This window comes from Thermodesulfobacteriota bacterium (genome assembly GCA_040754335.1).
Classification (GTDB): domain Bacteria; phylum Desulfobacterota_D; class UBA1144; order Nemesobacterales; family UBA2774; genus 2-12-FULL-53-21.
The window spans coordinates 320,859-334,024 of the sequence record JBFMCV010000002.1 but is presented as its reverse complement, the minus strand read 5'-3'; the positions used below and the strand labels follow the sequence as shown (position 1 = coordinate 334,024).

11 protein-coding genes and 2 tRNA genes are annotated in these 13,166 nt (G+C 54.9%); all 13 read right to left on the bottom strand.

Translation table 11 applies throughout. From position 1 onward, the window contains the following. Positions 1 to 47: 47 nt before the first annotated feature. Positions 48 to 129, bottom strand: a tRNA-Leu gene (locus AB1598_04930). Positions 130 to 132: 3 nt separating this feature from the next. Further along, positions 133 to 209: transfer RNA gene (locus AB1598_04925), tRNA-Lys, on the bottom strand. 237 nt (positions 210 to 446) lie between these two features. Continuing rightward, the gene (locus tag AB1598_04920; protein ID MEW6144345.1) at positions 447 to 2,099 is read right to left on the bottom strand and encodes a PTS sugar transporter subunit IIA; all 1,653 of its coding nucleotides are present in this window, start codon (positions 2,097 to 2,099) and stop codon (positions 447 to 449) included. A 40-nt stretch (positions 2,100 to 2,139) separates the two neighbouring features. Continuing rightward, on the bottom strand, positions 2,140 to 2,727 hold the full coding sequence (gene kdpC, locus AB1598_04915; GenBank protein MEW6144344.1) for a potassium-transporting ATPase subunit KdpC: 588 nt from the start codon (positions 2,725 to 2,727) through the stop codon (positions 2,140 to 2,142). Between the two features lie 11 nt (positions 2,728 to 2,738). Further along, the gene (kdpB, locus tag AB1598_04910) at positions 2,739 to 4,814 is read right to left on the bottom strand and encodes a potassium-transporting ATPase subunit KdpB (protein MEW6144343.1); all 2,076 of its coding nucleotides are present in this window, start codon (positions 4,812 to 4,814) and stop codon (positions 2,739 to 2,741) included. 41 nt (positions 4,815 to 4,855) lie between these two features. Continuing rightward, positions 4,856 to 6,538 (bottom strand): potassium-transporting ATPase subunit KdpA, encoded by a 1,683-nt coding sequence (gene kdpA, locus AB1598_04905; protein ID MEW6144342.1) that lies wholly within the window; start codon positions 6,536 to 6,538, stop codon positions 4,856 to 4,858. Between the two features lie 12 nt (positions 6,539 to 6,550). Further along, the gene (kdpF, locus tag AB1598_04900; GenBank protein MEW6144341.1) at positions 6,551 to 6,631 is read right to left on the bottom strand and encodes a K(+)-transporting ATPase subunit F; all 81 of its coding nucleotides are present in this window, start codon (positions 6,629 to 6,631) and stop codon (positions 6,551 to 6,553) included. A gap of 107 nt (positions 6,632 to 6,738) precedes the next feature. Further along, complete coding sequence (locus AB1598_04895; GenBank protein MEW6144340.1) at positions 6,739 to 8,607, bottom strand: ATP-binding protein; 1,869 nt, start codon at positions 8,605 to 8,607, stop codon at positions 6,739 to 6,741. A gap of 161 nt (positions 8,608 to 8,768) precedes the next feature. After that, complete coding sequence (locus AB1598_04890; GenBank protein MEW6144339.1) at positions 8,769 to 10,127, bottom strand: sigma-54 dependent transcriptional regulator; 1,359 nt, start codon at positions 10,125 to 10,127, stop codon at positions 8,769 to 8,771. A gap of 188 nt (positions 10,128 to 10,315) precedes the next feature. Then, complete coding sequence (locus AB1598_04885) at positions 10,316 to 11,266, bottom strand: DUF475 domain-containing protein (protein MEW6144338.1); 951 nt, start codon at positions 11,264 to 11,266, stop codon at positions 10,316 to 10,318. A 129-nt stretch (positions 11,267 to 11,395) separates the two neighbouring features. Then, a complete protein-coding gene (locus tag AB1598_04880; GenBank protein MEW6144337.1) occupies positions 11,396 to 12,142 on the bottom strand; it encodes an AAA family ATPase in 747 nt (248 codons plus the stop codon). A gap of 58 nt (positions 12,143 to 12,200) precedes the next feature. After that, positions 12,201 to 12,446, bottom strand: coding sequence for a DUF2379 family protein (locus AB1598_04875; protein MEW6144336.1), 246 nt, complete (start codon positions 12,444 to 12,446; stop codon positions 12,201 to 12,203). A 199-nt stretch (positions 12,447 to 12,645) separates the two neighbouring features. Beyond that, entirely contained in the window at positions 12,646 to 13,143 is a 498-nt protein-coding gene (locus AB1598_04870; GenBank protein ID MEW6144335.1) for a tetratricopeptide repeat protein, read from the bottom strand. Between the last annotated feature and the right edge of the window lie 23 nt (positions 13,144 to 13,166).

Here is a 13,166-nt window from a genome sequence, read left to right as displayed (position 1 = left end):
AAGTATCGTTACACTGTCGCCTTATATGAAATTGTAAAAGTGGAATGTGCGAGAGGGGGGAGTCGAACCCCCACACGGTTAGGTACAGGATCCTAAGTCCTGCGCGTCTGCCAGTTCCGCCACTCTCGCATGTGGTGGGCTGTGAGGGAATCGAACCCACGACCCGATGATTAAGAGTCATCTGCTCTGCCAAACTGAGCTAACAGCCCACACGACTATTACGCGTACTTAGAATACCTTAAATCGGTATAAATTTGGAGTGGCCGGCAACCGGCCCGACTGTCTGCAACATAAAGAAAGGGTTTATTATAATGACCCTGTCCGCAAAATCAACGTTTCAAGTTTTGTAGGCGCGGCTGAGCCGAAAATTTATCGCGCTTCCGGTCAGAAAGACCGGTATTTATATCAGATGGCATGGCGAATCCCGTTCAATACCGCATACCAAATCACTCCGCGCTCTCGTGCGCCTCGATGATACGCCTTATCTCCTCGGGGCTTTCCGAGGCGAGCACGTCCTTCATCCACCTGGACTCCTGGCACATCTTCGCGATCATCCCCAGAAGCTCGACGTGGCCCGCGGGCTCCTCGGCGGGCGAGAGCATGAGGAACATAATCTTCGCCACCCGTCCCGAATCCCTGTCCTTTATCCCCCCCTTGCCCACGCCGAGCGCGAGCAGCGAGCGCCCTAACCCCGGGATACGGGCGTGAGGCATGAGTATATCCTCTCCCGCGAACGTGCCGCCCTGCTTCTCGCGCTCCATGAGGGCCGTCCACGCGGATTCCCTGATCTCGGGGAAATCCCGGCAGAGCGTCTCGAGGAGCACTTTCATCGCTTTTTCCTTATCCACCTGATCCTTCCACAAGACGACCTTCATCCCGGCCAAGAGAGACTCGGGCTTGACGGGCGGTGCCTCTTCCTCTACTGCGGCAGGCTCGCGTGCGGGAGGCCTGTACGTCCCGTCTTCAAGCAGAGAGCTCGTATCGAGGACGACTATGGTTATCCCTTCGCTCTCGGTTATGAGCCTCTCGACGATGCTCTTCTGTCCGGCGAGCCTCCTCCAATAGGGGTATTTCCCCCTCGTCGAGCCTACGACTATGTGCCCGACCCTGTATTCCTTAGCGAACTGTAGTATGGTTTTCACGACGTCGTCGCCCCTGTACGTGAACACGGTCGCGCCCAGCTGCTGCGCGAGCGCAAGAGTGTTGGAGAGTATCCTCTGGGTCTCCGCGTCTATCACAGTCGGTTTCTCGCCTGAGGTCTGCACGTAGAGCGCGTACCAGTTCCTGTTGAGACGCCCCGCGAGCCGGGACGTGTAGCGCAGAAGCGCTTCGCTGTTGGGCCCCCTAGAGCTCAGGCAGACCATCACCTGGTCGGGGCTCGAGGGCGTTTCCTCGTCGAGAGCCTCCCGCCTACGGGAATCTATCTGCGCGGCGAGCTCGCGCAGCGTGAGCTCGCGGAGCTGCTCGAGGTTCGTCTCCTTGAAGAAATGCTCGAGCGCGGCGTCGACGCTCTCCTTCGTGTAGACCTTCCCCTCGACGAGACGCTGGCGGAGGTCCTCGGTCGTGACGTCCACGTTAACGAGCTGGTCCGCTTCCGCGACGACGCGGTCGGGTATCCGCTCCCTGACCTTCACCCCTGTCGCGCGCTCTATAGTCTCGTAGAGGCTCTCCAGGTGCTGCACGTTGAGAGTGGATATGACGTGGATCCCGGCAGAAAGAATCTCCTCGACGTCCTGGTACCGCTTCGCGTTCCTGCTCCCGGGGACATTAGTATGCGCGAGCTCGTCGACGAGCACGACCTCGGGACGGCGCTCGAGTATCGCGTCCAAGTCCATTTCCCCGATCTCTATCCCCCTGTATGTCACATTTTTCCTGGGTATGACCTCGAGGCCCTCGACGAGCGCCTCGGTCTCCTTCCTACCGTGCGTCTCGACAAGCCCGACGACGACGTCTATGCCGTCCTGCTTCAGGCGGCGGCCTTCGAGCAGCATCTCGTACGTCTTGCCCACGCCGGCCGAGTAGCCGACGTAGATCTTCAGCCTCCCGCGCTGAGACCTGCGGATCATCCGGAGGAAGCTGTCTGCGCGGCTGCCGTTCATCCGATCGACCCTCCCATAATCTTCTCCTCCCGGTAATCTGTTATTCGACTGTTTTATCGAGCTCTATATTCAAGAGTAGCACGTTCACAAGCGGTTCGGGAGTAAGCATCCCTCCTGTTTTTAAGGCATGGTTTTCGATGAGGCCCGTTATTTGCTCCTCCGGGAGCCCGCGCGCATCCGCAACCCTCTTCGCCTGATACCTTGCGGCTTCCAATGTGATATGCGGATCGAGCCCGCCGCCTGAAGCCGTGACGAGGTCGGCTGGAACGGGGTCGGCCTCAGCAGTCCCCATAGTGCCGATTATCTCAAGCGCCCTATCGCGGAGCTTGGGGTTAGCCGGGGAGAGGTTGCTCCCCGCAGTCCCCGCGGCGTTGTAATCAGACGCCGAAGGCCTCGGCCAGAAGTACTCGGGGCGCGTGAATTTCTGGGCTATGAGCTCGCTTCCGATCACTTTGCCCTGGGCATCGGTTATGAGCGAGCCATCGGCCGTATACGGAGTGACTGCCTGGCCGATTCCAAAAATGAGAAGCGTGTAAAGGCCGCAGCAGACGATCATCGTGAAGACCACGACCCTCACCGAGGTGACGAGCTGCATGCCTATCCCCATATTTTCTTTATTGTCTTTCATAATAGCGCCTCCTAAAAGAGCCCCGTTACACCGAGGGCCGTATCGATTAATTTGATACCGACGAAGGGCACTATAACCCCTCCGAGTCCGTACACGAGCAGGTTTTTTCTCAGTAGAATCTCAGCCCCCGTCGGCCTGTACTTAACCCCCTTTATAGCGAGCGGTATAAGTATCGGTATAATGACCGCGTTAAATATCAGCGCAGACAGTATAGCGCTCTCGGGTGTGCTGAGACCCATTATATTGAGCGCTTCTAGCCCCGGTATGGCGAGTAAGAATATGGCGGGGATGATGGCGAAATATTTAGCCACGTCGTTTGCGATGGAGAAAGTGGTTATCGCCCCCCTCGTGATCAATAGCTGCTTCCCTATCTCTATCACCTCGATGAGCTTCGTCGGGTCGCTGTCGAGGTCGACCATGTTGCCCGCTTCCTTCGCCGCCTGCGTGCCCGAGTTCATGGCGACGCCGATGTCCGCCTGCGCGAGGGCAGGGGCGTCGTTGGTCCCGTCCCCCATCATGGCGACGAGCCTGCCCGAGCGCTGCTCACGCCGTATGTATTCGAGCTTGTCCTCCGGTTTGGCCTCGGCGATGAAGTCGTCCACGCCCGCCTCGCGGGCTATCGCCGCCGCTGTGAGCGGGTTATCGCCCGTCACCATGACGACGCGTAGACCCATGGCGCGGAGTCTCGTGATACGGTCCCTTATCCCCGGCTTGAGCACGTCCGAGAGCGAAATGACTCCCAGTATCTCTTTCCCCTCGGCGACGGATATGGGCGTGCTTCCGTCCTTAGCTATGCCGTCCACTATTCCCTGATATGATTCGGGGACCGAGCCGCCGGACTGGGTCACGAAAGCCTTTATCGCGTCAGGCGCCCCTTTCCTCAGCCTGCGTCCGCCAGTTGTATCGAGACCGCTGAGGCGCGACTGGGCGGTGAAAGGTATAACCTCGCCCGTTGCCTCTCTCGGAGCCGCGCCGCCCAGAGTATCCGCGCCGAGCTTCACGATAGACTTTCCTTCAGGGGTAAGGTCCCCGAACGAGGCGTACATGGCTGCCGCGGCAAGTCTATCGCGGGTAACGTCCGGCAGCGGGAAATATTCAGTCGCCTGGCGGTCGCCGATCGTTATAGTTCCGGTTTTATCGAGAAGAAGCGTATCCACGTCTCCCGCGAGCTCGACCGCCTTCCCGCTCTTGGCTAACACATTCGCCGAAAGCGCCCGGTCCATACCCGCAAGCCCGATCGCTGCGAGCAGAGCGCCGATAGTGGTCGGGATAAGACACACCAGGAGCGCGACCAGCGTCGGGATCGGTATCTCGACGCCGAAGTATTTGCCTATGGGATAGAGCGCGCCGGTCACCATGAGGAACGCGAGGGTCAGCCCGGCAAGGGTCACAGTGAGCGCGAGCTCGTTGGGCGTCTTCTGCCTTATTGCGCCCTCTACGAGAGCTATCATGCGGTCGAGGAACGATTCGCCGGCGCCGGCCGTGATCTGAACCTTTATGGAATCGGAGAGGACGCGGGTTCCGCCCGTGACACCCGAGCGGTCGCCACCCGCTTCCCTGACCACGGGAGCGGATTCGCCCGTGATCGCGGACTCGTCGACCGTGGCGACGCCCTCTACGATCTCCCCGTCGTTCGGGATTATCACGCCGGCCGAGACGTACACGACGTCCCCTTCCCTGAGCTCGTTCGAGCTCACTTCTTCCATGCCTCCGTTAACCATCCTATGAGCCATTGTCTTCCGTCTTGTCTTTCTGAGGGTATCGGCCTGGGCCTTCCCCCTCGCTTCGGCAAGAGCCTCGGCGAAGTTGGCGAAGAGCACCGTTATCCAGAGGATGAGCGTCACCCAAAGCGTATAAACAACGGCCCCGCTCTTCTGATAGATATTTAATGCGAGGACGAGCGTGGACACGGCCGCCCCTATCTCGGTAACGAACATAACCGGATTGCGCGCTATGGTTACGGGGTTCAACATCGAAAAAGACTTTTTCACCGCGGCCTCGACGAGCTCTCTTTCGAAGAGAGAAGCTCTCCTTACCTTCCTCCTCTCGAGCTTCGCGAGTTCATGTACTTTCTGTATGTCTGTCATGTTTTTAGTTCCTCTCTTAACGCTGTAAGGTATCCCACGATTTACTTATACATCCCTGCAGTAGTTACGTACTCGTTTATAGGGCCGAGCACCGCGACCGGCATGAACAGGAGCGCGCCGATCAGCACCACAGTCCCGAGGATCACGAAACCGAAAAGCGCTGAATCGGTCCGGAGCGTGCCCGAAGTCTCGGGCGCCGGTTTCTTCAGCGCAAGCGAACCTGCGATCGCGAGCGGAAGTATTATCGGTATATAGCGGGCCAAGAGCATGACGAGCCCTGTCGCGACGTTCCAGGGCACGGTGTTGTCCCCGAGCCCCTCGAAACCCGAGCCGTTGTTAGCGGCTGCAGAGCTGAACTCGTACAAAATCTCGGAGAAGCCGTGCGCTCCGGGGTTAAGAACGGTGGACGCGCCCCACGCTGTCATGGCGAAAAGGGCAGTGCCTCCGAGAATGAACAGCGGATGTACCAAGAGGGCGAGAAGCGCGAGCTTCATTTCCTTCGTCTCTACCTTCTTCGTTAAATACTCGGGCGTCCTCCCCACCATCATGCCGCTTATGAAAACGCCGACGATTATATATATGAACATGTTGATAAACCCCACGCCCACGCCGCCGAACGTCACGTTGAGCCACATGCCCGTGAGCGGTACAAGACCCGTGAGCGGGTTCAGGCTGTCGTGCATCGCATCGACGGAGCCGTTGCTCGTGGCCGTGGTGAAGGTCGCCCAGAGCGGACCCGCCGACGTGCCGAAGCGCATCTCCTTTCCCTCTAGGTTCATGGAGCTCTCGACCGGAAGGCCCGTAAAGGCCTGAGTAGGAGCGCTCTCGAAATAGACGGCGAGGCCGACGGTGCTTATAAGGATCGCAGCCATGACCGTGAAGATCACCGCCGCATGGCGCATCCTCTTCGTTATCCTGCCGAACATCCAGACGGACGCCATTGGAATGAGCAGTATGCTCACGCACTCGACAATGTTAGTGAAAAATGTCGGGTTCTCGAAGGGGTGCGTGGAGTTGGGACCGAAGAACCCTCCGCCGTTCGTCCCGAGCTGCTTTATAGTGACGAACGCCGCGACAGGCCCCCTCGCTATAGTCTGCACGACGCCTTCGAGCGTTTCCGCAGTTGCAGCGCCGTTGAATGTCATGGGCACGCCTCCCAATACAAGGAGTACGGCGACGACCGCAGCGATCGGCAGAAGAACTAACAAAGTGGCGTTAAGCAGGTCGCGGTAGAAGTTCCCGAGCCCGGGCTTACCCGCAAGTCCCCTCGAAAGCGCCGTAAGCGCCGCTATGCCGGTCGCGGCCGAGACGAACTGGAGCCACATGAGAGCGAAGAGCTGGGAAAAATAGCTCAGCGAAACCTCGCCCGAATAGTGCTGGAGGTTCGTGTTCGACGTGAACGAGGCCGTCGTGTTGAATATGAGGCTCGGCTCGATCGCCTCCTTTGCGTCCGGGTTGAGGGGGAGGTATTGCTGTGCCGCCATGATCGCGAATACGACCAGGAACATCACTGCATTGAACAGGAGCAAGGAGAGCGAGTACGCCTTCCAGTCCTGCTCCTTTTCGATGAGTCCTCCTGAGACGCCGCGGAACAGCTTCGTGAAACGGCCCCTGAATTTTTTCTCGGGCTCAGCAGGGTCCATCGCCCACTTCATGGCCTTCCCGACAGGCCATGAAAGGAGGACAGGTATAGCTATAATTATCGTTATAAAAAGAAATGACATTTTTACTCTCCTCTAGAAACGCTCGGGTTTAATAATCGCGTACACCAGATATATGAAACAGAAAATCAGGACTAAAGTCGCAATCCAGAGCATTTGAGCCTCCTATATTTTTTCGAGCAAAATCGTGATGGCCCCGAGCAGTATAAAGACCCCCAGGCCGAGAGCCAGCATTATAAACGTAAGCATTTCCTTATGCCTCCTCACGCATTCTTACTGCGTATTTCGTGACCGTGAATTTCAGTAGATCGTTGTTCCAGGGGCAGCGTGAACTCGAACGAGGATCCCCTCCCCGCCTCGCTTTTCACGCCGACCGCTCCTCCGTGCGCCTCCACTATCTCCTTCACTATCGCGAGACCGAGACCCACCCCGGATTTCTCGTCCTGGCCGGGCACGCGGTAGAACTGATCGAATATCCTCGGCAGGTGTTCGGGCGGAATCCCTTCCCCCGTATCCTCGACAGAGAAACGGATAAAGCGCCCTTCTTGCTCCGCCCTGACTATGATCACGCCGCCGGGCATTGTGAACCTCAACGAGTTGGAAATAAGGTTGGCGAACACATGGCGTATCCTGAACAGATCGGCCTGCACCTCGGGGAGGTCTTCCGGCACTGCGTTTATGACAGTGACGCCCTTGTCCCTGGCCTCGATGTGGAAGGGCTCTATCCCCTCCCTCGCGAGCGTATGCGGCGAATAGCTCCCGATATCGATGTTCGTCTTGCCCGACTCCATTCTGTTGAGATCGAGCAGTCCGCTCAGAATGCTCACGAGCTTCTCGCTGTCCTCCCTTGCAGCCACGAGGAGCTCAGCCTGCTGCTCGTTGAGACCGCCTACTTTCTCCTCCAGCAGAAGATGTATCGACATGCGGAGCGAAGTAAGCGGCGTCCTCAACTGATGGGAAACCGTAGAGACGACGTCCCGCTTCAGCTCCGCCTGCTCGTGGATCTGAGTAACGTCATTGAGTATTATCGCGGAGCCCGTATGCTCGCCCGACTTGGGCTTGACCGGAATGGGCACGGCGATGGGCCTGAAGAAATACTCGCGGCCTTCGGAGAAGCGCTGCACGTATCCGTTCTTTGAATCCAGGTCCACGACCCTGTCCTCGGCGAGCGCCTTGCCGATGAGACCCGGCATCCATTCGTAGCCGAGGTCCTTTACGAGCACGCCCGGCTTCAGGCCGAACATGCGCTGGGCGGTATCCGTCGAGACCTCCACCCGACCTTCAGTATCGAGAATTGCGATCGCGTCAGGCAGGGCCTTAACGACCTCCTCCATCGCCCTCCTGAGACGTATGAGGTTCATCCTCTCGCTCTTCCTCACCCGCCTGAGGGCCGCCGTCATCTCGTTGAACGATTCCGAGAGCTTCCCTATCTCGTCGTGCGAGCCCGATTCGATGACGACGTCGAGGTTCCCCCTGCGTATCTCCCCGGTAGATTCGATAAGCGTGTTGATCGGCCTGAGCACCCACCTGTGGGTGAGATAACCGAAGAGGACCGCTATCACTGCCGACGCTATCATGGCGGTAAGCATCTGCCTGTACGTGGACGCGGCGAGTGCTCTCGCCTCGTCGTTTGCGTCGCTCATGCTCTTCTGGTTCATTATCAGTATTTCGTGCGCGAGTGATTTTATCTTCTGGAACAGAGGCAGCAGCGTCGAGAAGTACGCCTCGTTTCGTTCCTGAAAGGGACGTGACGTGTCAGTTACGAGCGGTATGCTTTTGGTATATTCCCCGAAGAGCTTTTCTATTTCACGGGCTTTTTCCCCCTCCATCGGAAGGGTTATGTTGTTGAGCTCGGACTCGAGAGCCGACCCGAACTTTCCCGTGTTCTCGCCGATGAGTTTCAGCCCCTCTTCGTTGTTGCCTGCAAGCGTGAAAAGGATCCCGCTGTCCATGCGCTCAAGCGTCTCCTTCATGTCCTGGCAGGCGACGACGCTCAGATAGTTTTCTTTGAGAATCACGTCGATCGCATAGCCCAGCTCCTTAATGCGCGACATGGTGAGGAGACCGATGACGATGACTATGGCCAGCAGGCCCCCGAACCCGAGGGCTAGTTTTTGACGTATGCCTATCATAGGATATTGGTAAAGTAGAAATGCAAGATACGTGCCCGGTATTTGTATGATTAATATGTAATAATAACAGGCAGTTGCGTTTACTCGCCCTTGTAATTCTCAATGAGGGGGCAGAATATATATTGCATTTTGCAAGGCTGCAGGGAATCGCGTCCGGCGGTTCAGATGCCGTACTGCTTGCGCTTCCGCCATAAGGTCGCCTGGTCGATCCCGAGAATCTCAGAGGCCTCCTGAAGGGTCTTCGTTTCGGCGACTACGCGGCGTATGTGGCTCTCCTCTATCACGCTCAAGGGGACGGGGTCTCCGAGTCCGGGAGGGGCCTTGCGCGGGGAGATGGAATCGGGCAGATTCTCCACTCCCACGACCTCCCCCTGACATATAATCGCAGCCCTCTCTATCACGTTCCTGAGCTCCCTTATGTTGCCGGGCCAGGAATAATTCCTGATAGCCGTCATCGCCGCCGGCGTGAACCCCCGGAGTCTCTTGTGGTTCTGGGCGCCGAAGAATGAGATCATGTTCGCGGCAAGCCCTTCAAGGTCGTCCGGGCGCTCGGAGAGCGAGGGGAGAGTAATCTCAATTACGTTCAGCCTGTAAAAGAGGTCTTCGCGGAACTTCCCCACCTTTACGGCTTTTTCGAGGTCCGTGTTCGTGGCGGATATTATTCTGACGTCCGCTCTCCGCGTCTTCTGGTCTCCCACCCGCTCGTACTCCCTGTCGTTAAGGAAGCGGAGAAGCTTCGGCTGAAGCTGGAGCGGCAGGTCTCCTATCTCGTCTAGAAAGAGCGTCCCGCCTTCTGAGGCAGCGATCCTCCCGGGGTTATCCGATACGGCCCCGGTGAACGCCCCCCTTACGTGACCGAAGAGCTCGCTCTCCAGGAGCTCGGGGCTGAGCGAGGGGCAGGATATCACGGCGAACGGCTTGTCCGCCCTCCTGCTCCAGCCGTGTATTGCGCGCGAGAGGACCGTCTTGCCCGTACCGCTCGGCCCTTTGATGAGAATCGCGGCGTCGCTCGGCGCCGCCCTCCGTGCAAGCTCGAGTGCGCGCTGCATGGCGGGGTGCCTCGATTCCAACGATATCTCCGGGCGGAGCTTGTTGATGTCCTCCTCGAGCGCCTCTATGCGCTGCTCCATGCCCCTCACGGCCGCGGCGCGCTCCGTCACGATATCGACCTGCTCGGGAGTAAACGGCTTGGGTATGTAATCGGCTGCGCCCCGCTTCATCGCTTCGACCGCGGTGTCTATGGAAGCGTAAGCCGTGACGACCACGATCTTGATCCAGGGACACGAGGCGAGGAGCTGAGGGATGAGGTCGAGGCCGCTTTCAGTCCCGAGCCTGAGGTCGACGAAAGCGAGGTCGAATACGCGTCTCCCCGCTTCGGACACCGCGTCGGCTGGGTTGCTTACCGCCGTTACGGCATGGCCCCGCGATTCGAGGCAGAGTGTGAGGGTCTTCCTTATATTCACCTCGTCGTCGACGACGAGAACGCTTAGATGAGACGCCTCGCTTTTAACTTCCGTCATAGCCTACCCCCGCAGGAAGATTATTATACAGTCCGCAATGCTCCGGTGTTAGCGCCGGGGGGGGAACCGAAGACTTGGAATATGCTCCGTGAGAAGCACAGTTATGAGTGATACCGCATATCCGTGACATACAAAAAGCTGGTCCGGCGGATCAAACAGGGCCGGGGGAAATGCGAGCGACGGTTAATTTAAACTGCACCCTCTCCCTTCCCCTCGGCTTCGAGCTTCTCTGCGAGCTTGATCTCGCGCCATGAGAGGAAGAGGAATATAGCGAGCAGAAGGACCGTGTTAAGCGGCGCGATCCAGAACGGTATCTCCTCGCCGAAGCTCTCGAGTATCATTATCGCGCCAAGCATGCCGATAGAGTACATCGCCCCGTTCTTGAGGTATGCGTATTTCGATATCCAGTTTATGCCGCGGACTGTAACCTCCCTCACGACGAACGCGCCTATGCCGTTTCCGATCAATATGAGCGGCACAGACATCGTGAAAGCGAACGCCCCGATCACGCCGTCTATGGAGAACGAGGCGTCGAGCACTTCCAGATAAAAGACCTTGCTCCACCCGCTCATGTTGGGGTCGAGGAGCTCCTTTTCTTTCTCCTCCGCGTTCTTTTTGAACCCGTCGGTTATGAAGAAGGCAGTGGTGCCGATCGAAGCGGCGAACGCCAGGAACGGGTCGAACTGGAGGGATATATATACGATTGCCGTGAAGAATATGGAAGTTATGGCGTAGAACCAGACCGAGTGCCTGCGTATGAAGTGCTCTACGAGGAACGTGTACTTCTTCTCCTCCAGAAACAGCCAAGCGAGGAATACGAGGACGAGGTACATCCCGCCGCCCACGAGGAGATAGGCTTTCGACTCCGCGAGAGAGCTCTCTATCTGCTTGCTGTCCCCCGAGAAAGTGAATTCGAAAAGCTCGATGAACGATAAGTTGGGGTTGGCGATCCACACTATGAGGAACGGGAGCACTCCCCTGAGCAGGAACACGGCTATGAGCATGCCCCATATGAGGAAGAACCGTCTGAACCGGTCAGTCATCGTGGCGAGCACGTGCGCGTTCACGACGGCGTTGTCTATGCTCGATATTATCTCGAAGAGCGAGAGACCGATTATGACAATGATTGCTTCAAACATGGCTTGGAAATTCCCTATAATTGTTCATCATATGGACTTAATTTCAAGGAAAATCGACACGCGGTCAAAATATGGTTGAGTAATTGGGGGTTTAGATGTTAAATAAGCTGTAGGGGCTGGCAATACTGCTCATTCCTCCGACATGAGTATTTCAAGCATTTCTTTATACCTGTTCATAAAATCTTTCATATCCTGATAATGTTCCGTTTCCTCAAATCTAATCTTTTTTAAATTTCCATCGATCAATGTATATATGTAAGCATCAGGATATGACATGATGATTGGGGAATGCGTGGCTATGATGAACTGCGAATTCATCTTTACCAGCTGATGTATTCTTGCCACCAATGCCATTTGCCTCCTTGGAGACAGAGCAGTTTCAGGTTCGTCCAGAATATATAAACTATTTCCTCCAAAGCGGTTCATAAATAACGAAATTATGGACTCTCCGTGAGATTGTTCATGCAATGATTTTTCCCCATAACGTCTCATCAAAGGCCCTGTGGGTGCTCCGTCTATGTGCTCAATTTCACTAACTACATTATAGAAAGTCTCAGCTCGCAGAAAAAACCCATCCCTCGGCTTTTTCGTTCCACGAACTAATTGGACATAGTCATGAAGGATCGAATGAGAAGCCCTGGTTGCAAAATTGAAATTTCTAGTCCCGCCCTCGGGATTATAGCCGGAGGCTATTGCTATGGCTTCTAATAGAGTAGATTTTCCCGAGCCGTTTTCGCCGGCGATGAAAGTTACAGATTTATGGAGCTTCAGACCTTTTAGTTTTTGTATAATTTTAAGGCTGAAGGGATACTTCTCGTAAGAATCTATCTTGTCCCGCTTAAGCTTTATTTCTCTTAAAAATTGCTCTGAAACCACAATTATTTAATTGATCATGAAAATATGTTTCTGTAATGCCGATTTTCACATTGTACATCTATAATTTTTCAGAATATTTCCTTATGTAACCCCTGGCTATATCACAATAAAATTTTGATTTGCATGAGGACAAAAAATCTTCACATACCTCAATTGCCTTATTGTAATCCTTGATTTCCTCGTATTCCCAAGCCTTAATCAACACATTCCCTAAACTCCTCGAACCGTTTTTGCACAGCTTGTGCATTTCGCGAACCAATACTACAAAATTATCTCTAGTGACGATAGTCTTTTCTTTTGTCATTTCATCGTCCAGTAAACGAACTGTTTCTTGCAGTGTTGAAATGGTCTCGTCAGAAATAATTTTCTCAATCTCCGAATCTTCCCAAGAGTCCCATAACCTTATATAATCGAAAGGATGAGTCATATAACTAATTGAATTACATCACGAAGTCACCGAAACTATGAGATATAATTATATTTACATATCAATTCTGTGATCTTTAACGTATCTTGCTCTTAGCATTATCTTCTATTTCTCTTTTCGACCTTAAGCAACCTTTAAAATGCACTGTGAAATTGTCCCGAACTTTACTAAGGTCCTCTAGAGCCTTTTCATACAGCTCCATATCTAAGTAAGCTAAAGAACGAAAGAAATACGCTGTTTCGGAGAAATAGCTACTTCCACTCTCACGCTCAATCATTAATACTTTAGAAAAATCAGTGGCGGCGTCGCTTGCGTTGTCAGTACTAAGAAACCATCGCCCTCTGGTAAAGTAACCAGAAGCGTTTTTGGAATCTAAATTAATCACAGTGCTAATATCTAATAATGCTTTATCCCAGTCTTTCATTAGAGCATATACATAAGACCTTTCACGATACCCTTCAATATTATTGGGATACTCTTGTATAATTATTGTCAATATCCTGATAGCCTCGGGATAGCTCTTCTTTTCCGAATATTCGAGGGCCTTTCTCAGTTCTTTCTCAAAGTCGACCATGATTTTATTCCGTGAACAAATCG

Bases quoted from the DNA above. Each gene is read 5' to 3' on its own strand.
- AB1598_04920 (MEW6144345.1), bottom strand. From the start codon at position 2,099: ATGAACGGCAGCCGCGCAGACAGCTTCCTCCGGATGATCCGCAGGTCT.
- kdpC (MEW6144344.1), bottom strand. From the start codon at position 2,727: ATGAAAGACAATAAAGAAAATATGGGGATAGGCATGCAGCTCGTCACC.
- kdpB (MEW6144343.1), bottom strand. From the start codon at position 4,814: ATGACAGACATACAGAAAGTACATGAACTCGCGAAGCTCGAGAGGAGG.
- kdpA (MEW6144342.1), bottom strand. From the start codon at position 6,538: ATGTCATTTCTTTTTATAACGATAATTATAGCTATACCTGTCCTCCTT.
- kdpF (MEW6144341.1), bottom strand. From the start codon at position 6,631: ATGCTCTGGATTGCGACTTTAGTCCTGATTTTCTGTTTCATATATCTG.
- AB1598_04895 (MEW6144340.1), bottom strand. From the start codon at position 8,607: ATGATAGGCATACGTCAAAAACTAGCCCTCGGGTTCGGGGGCCTGCTG.
- AB1598_04890 (MEW6144339.1), bottom strand. From the start codon at position 10,127: ATGACGGAAGTTAAAAGCGAGGCGTCTCATCTAAGCGTTCTCGTCGTC.
- AB1598_04885 (MEW6144338.1), bottom strand. From the start codon at position 11,266: ATGTTTGAAGCAATCATTGTCATAATCGGTCTCTCGCTCTTCGAGATA.
- AB1598_04875 (MEW6144336.1), bottom strand. From the start codon at position 12,446: ATGACAAAAGAAAAGACTATCGTCACTAGAGATAATTTTGTAGTATTG.
- AB1598_04870 (MEW6144335.1), bottom strand. From the start codon at position 13,143: ATGGTCGACTTTGAGAAAGAACTGAGAAAGGCCCTCGAATATTCGGAA.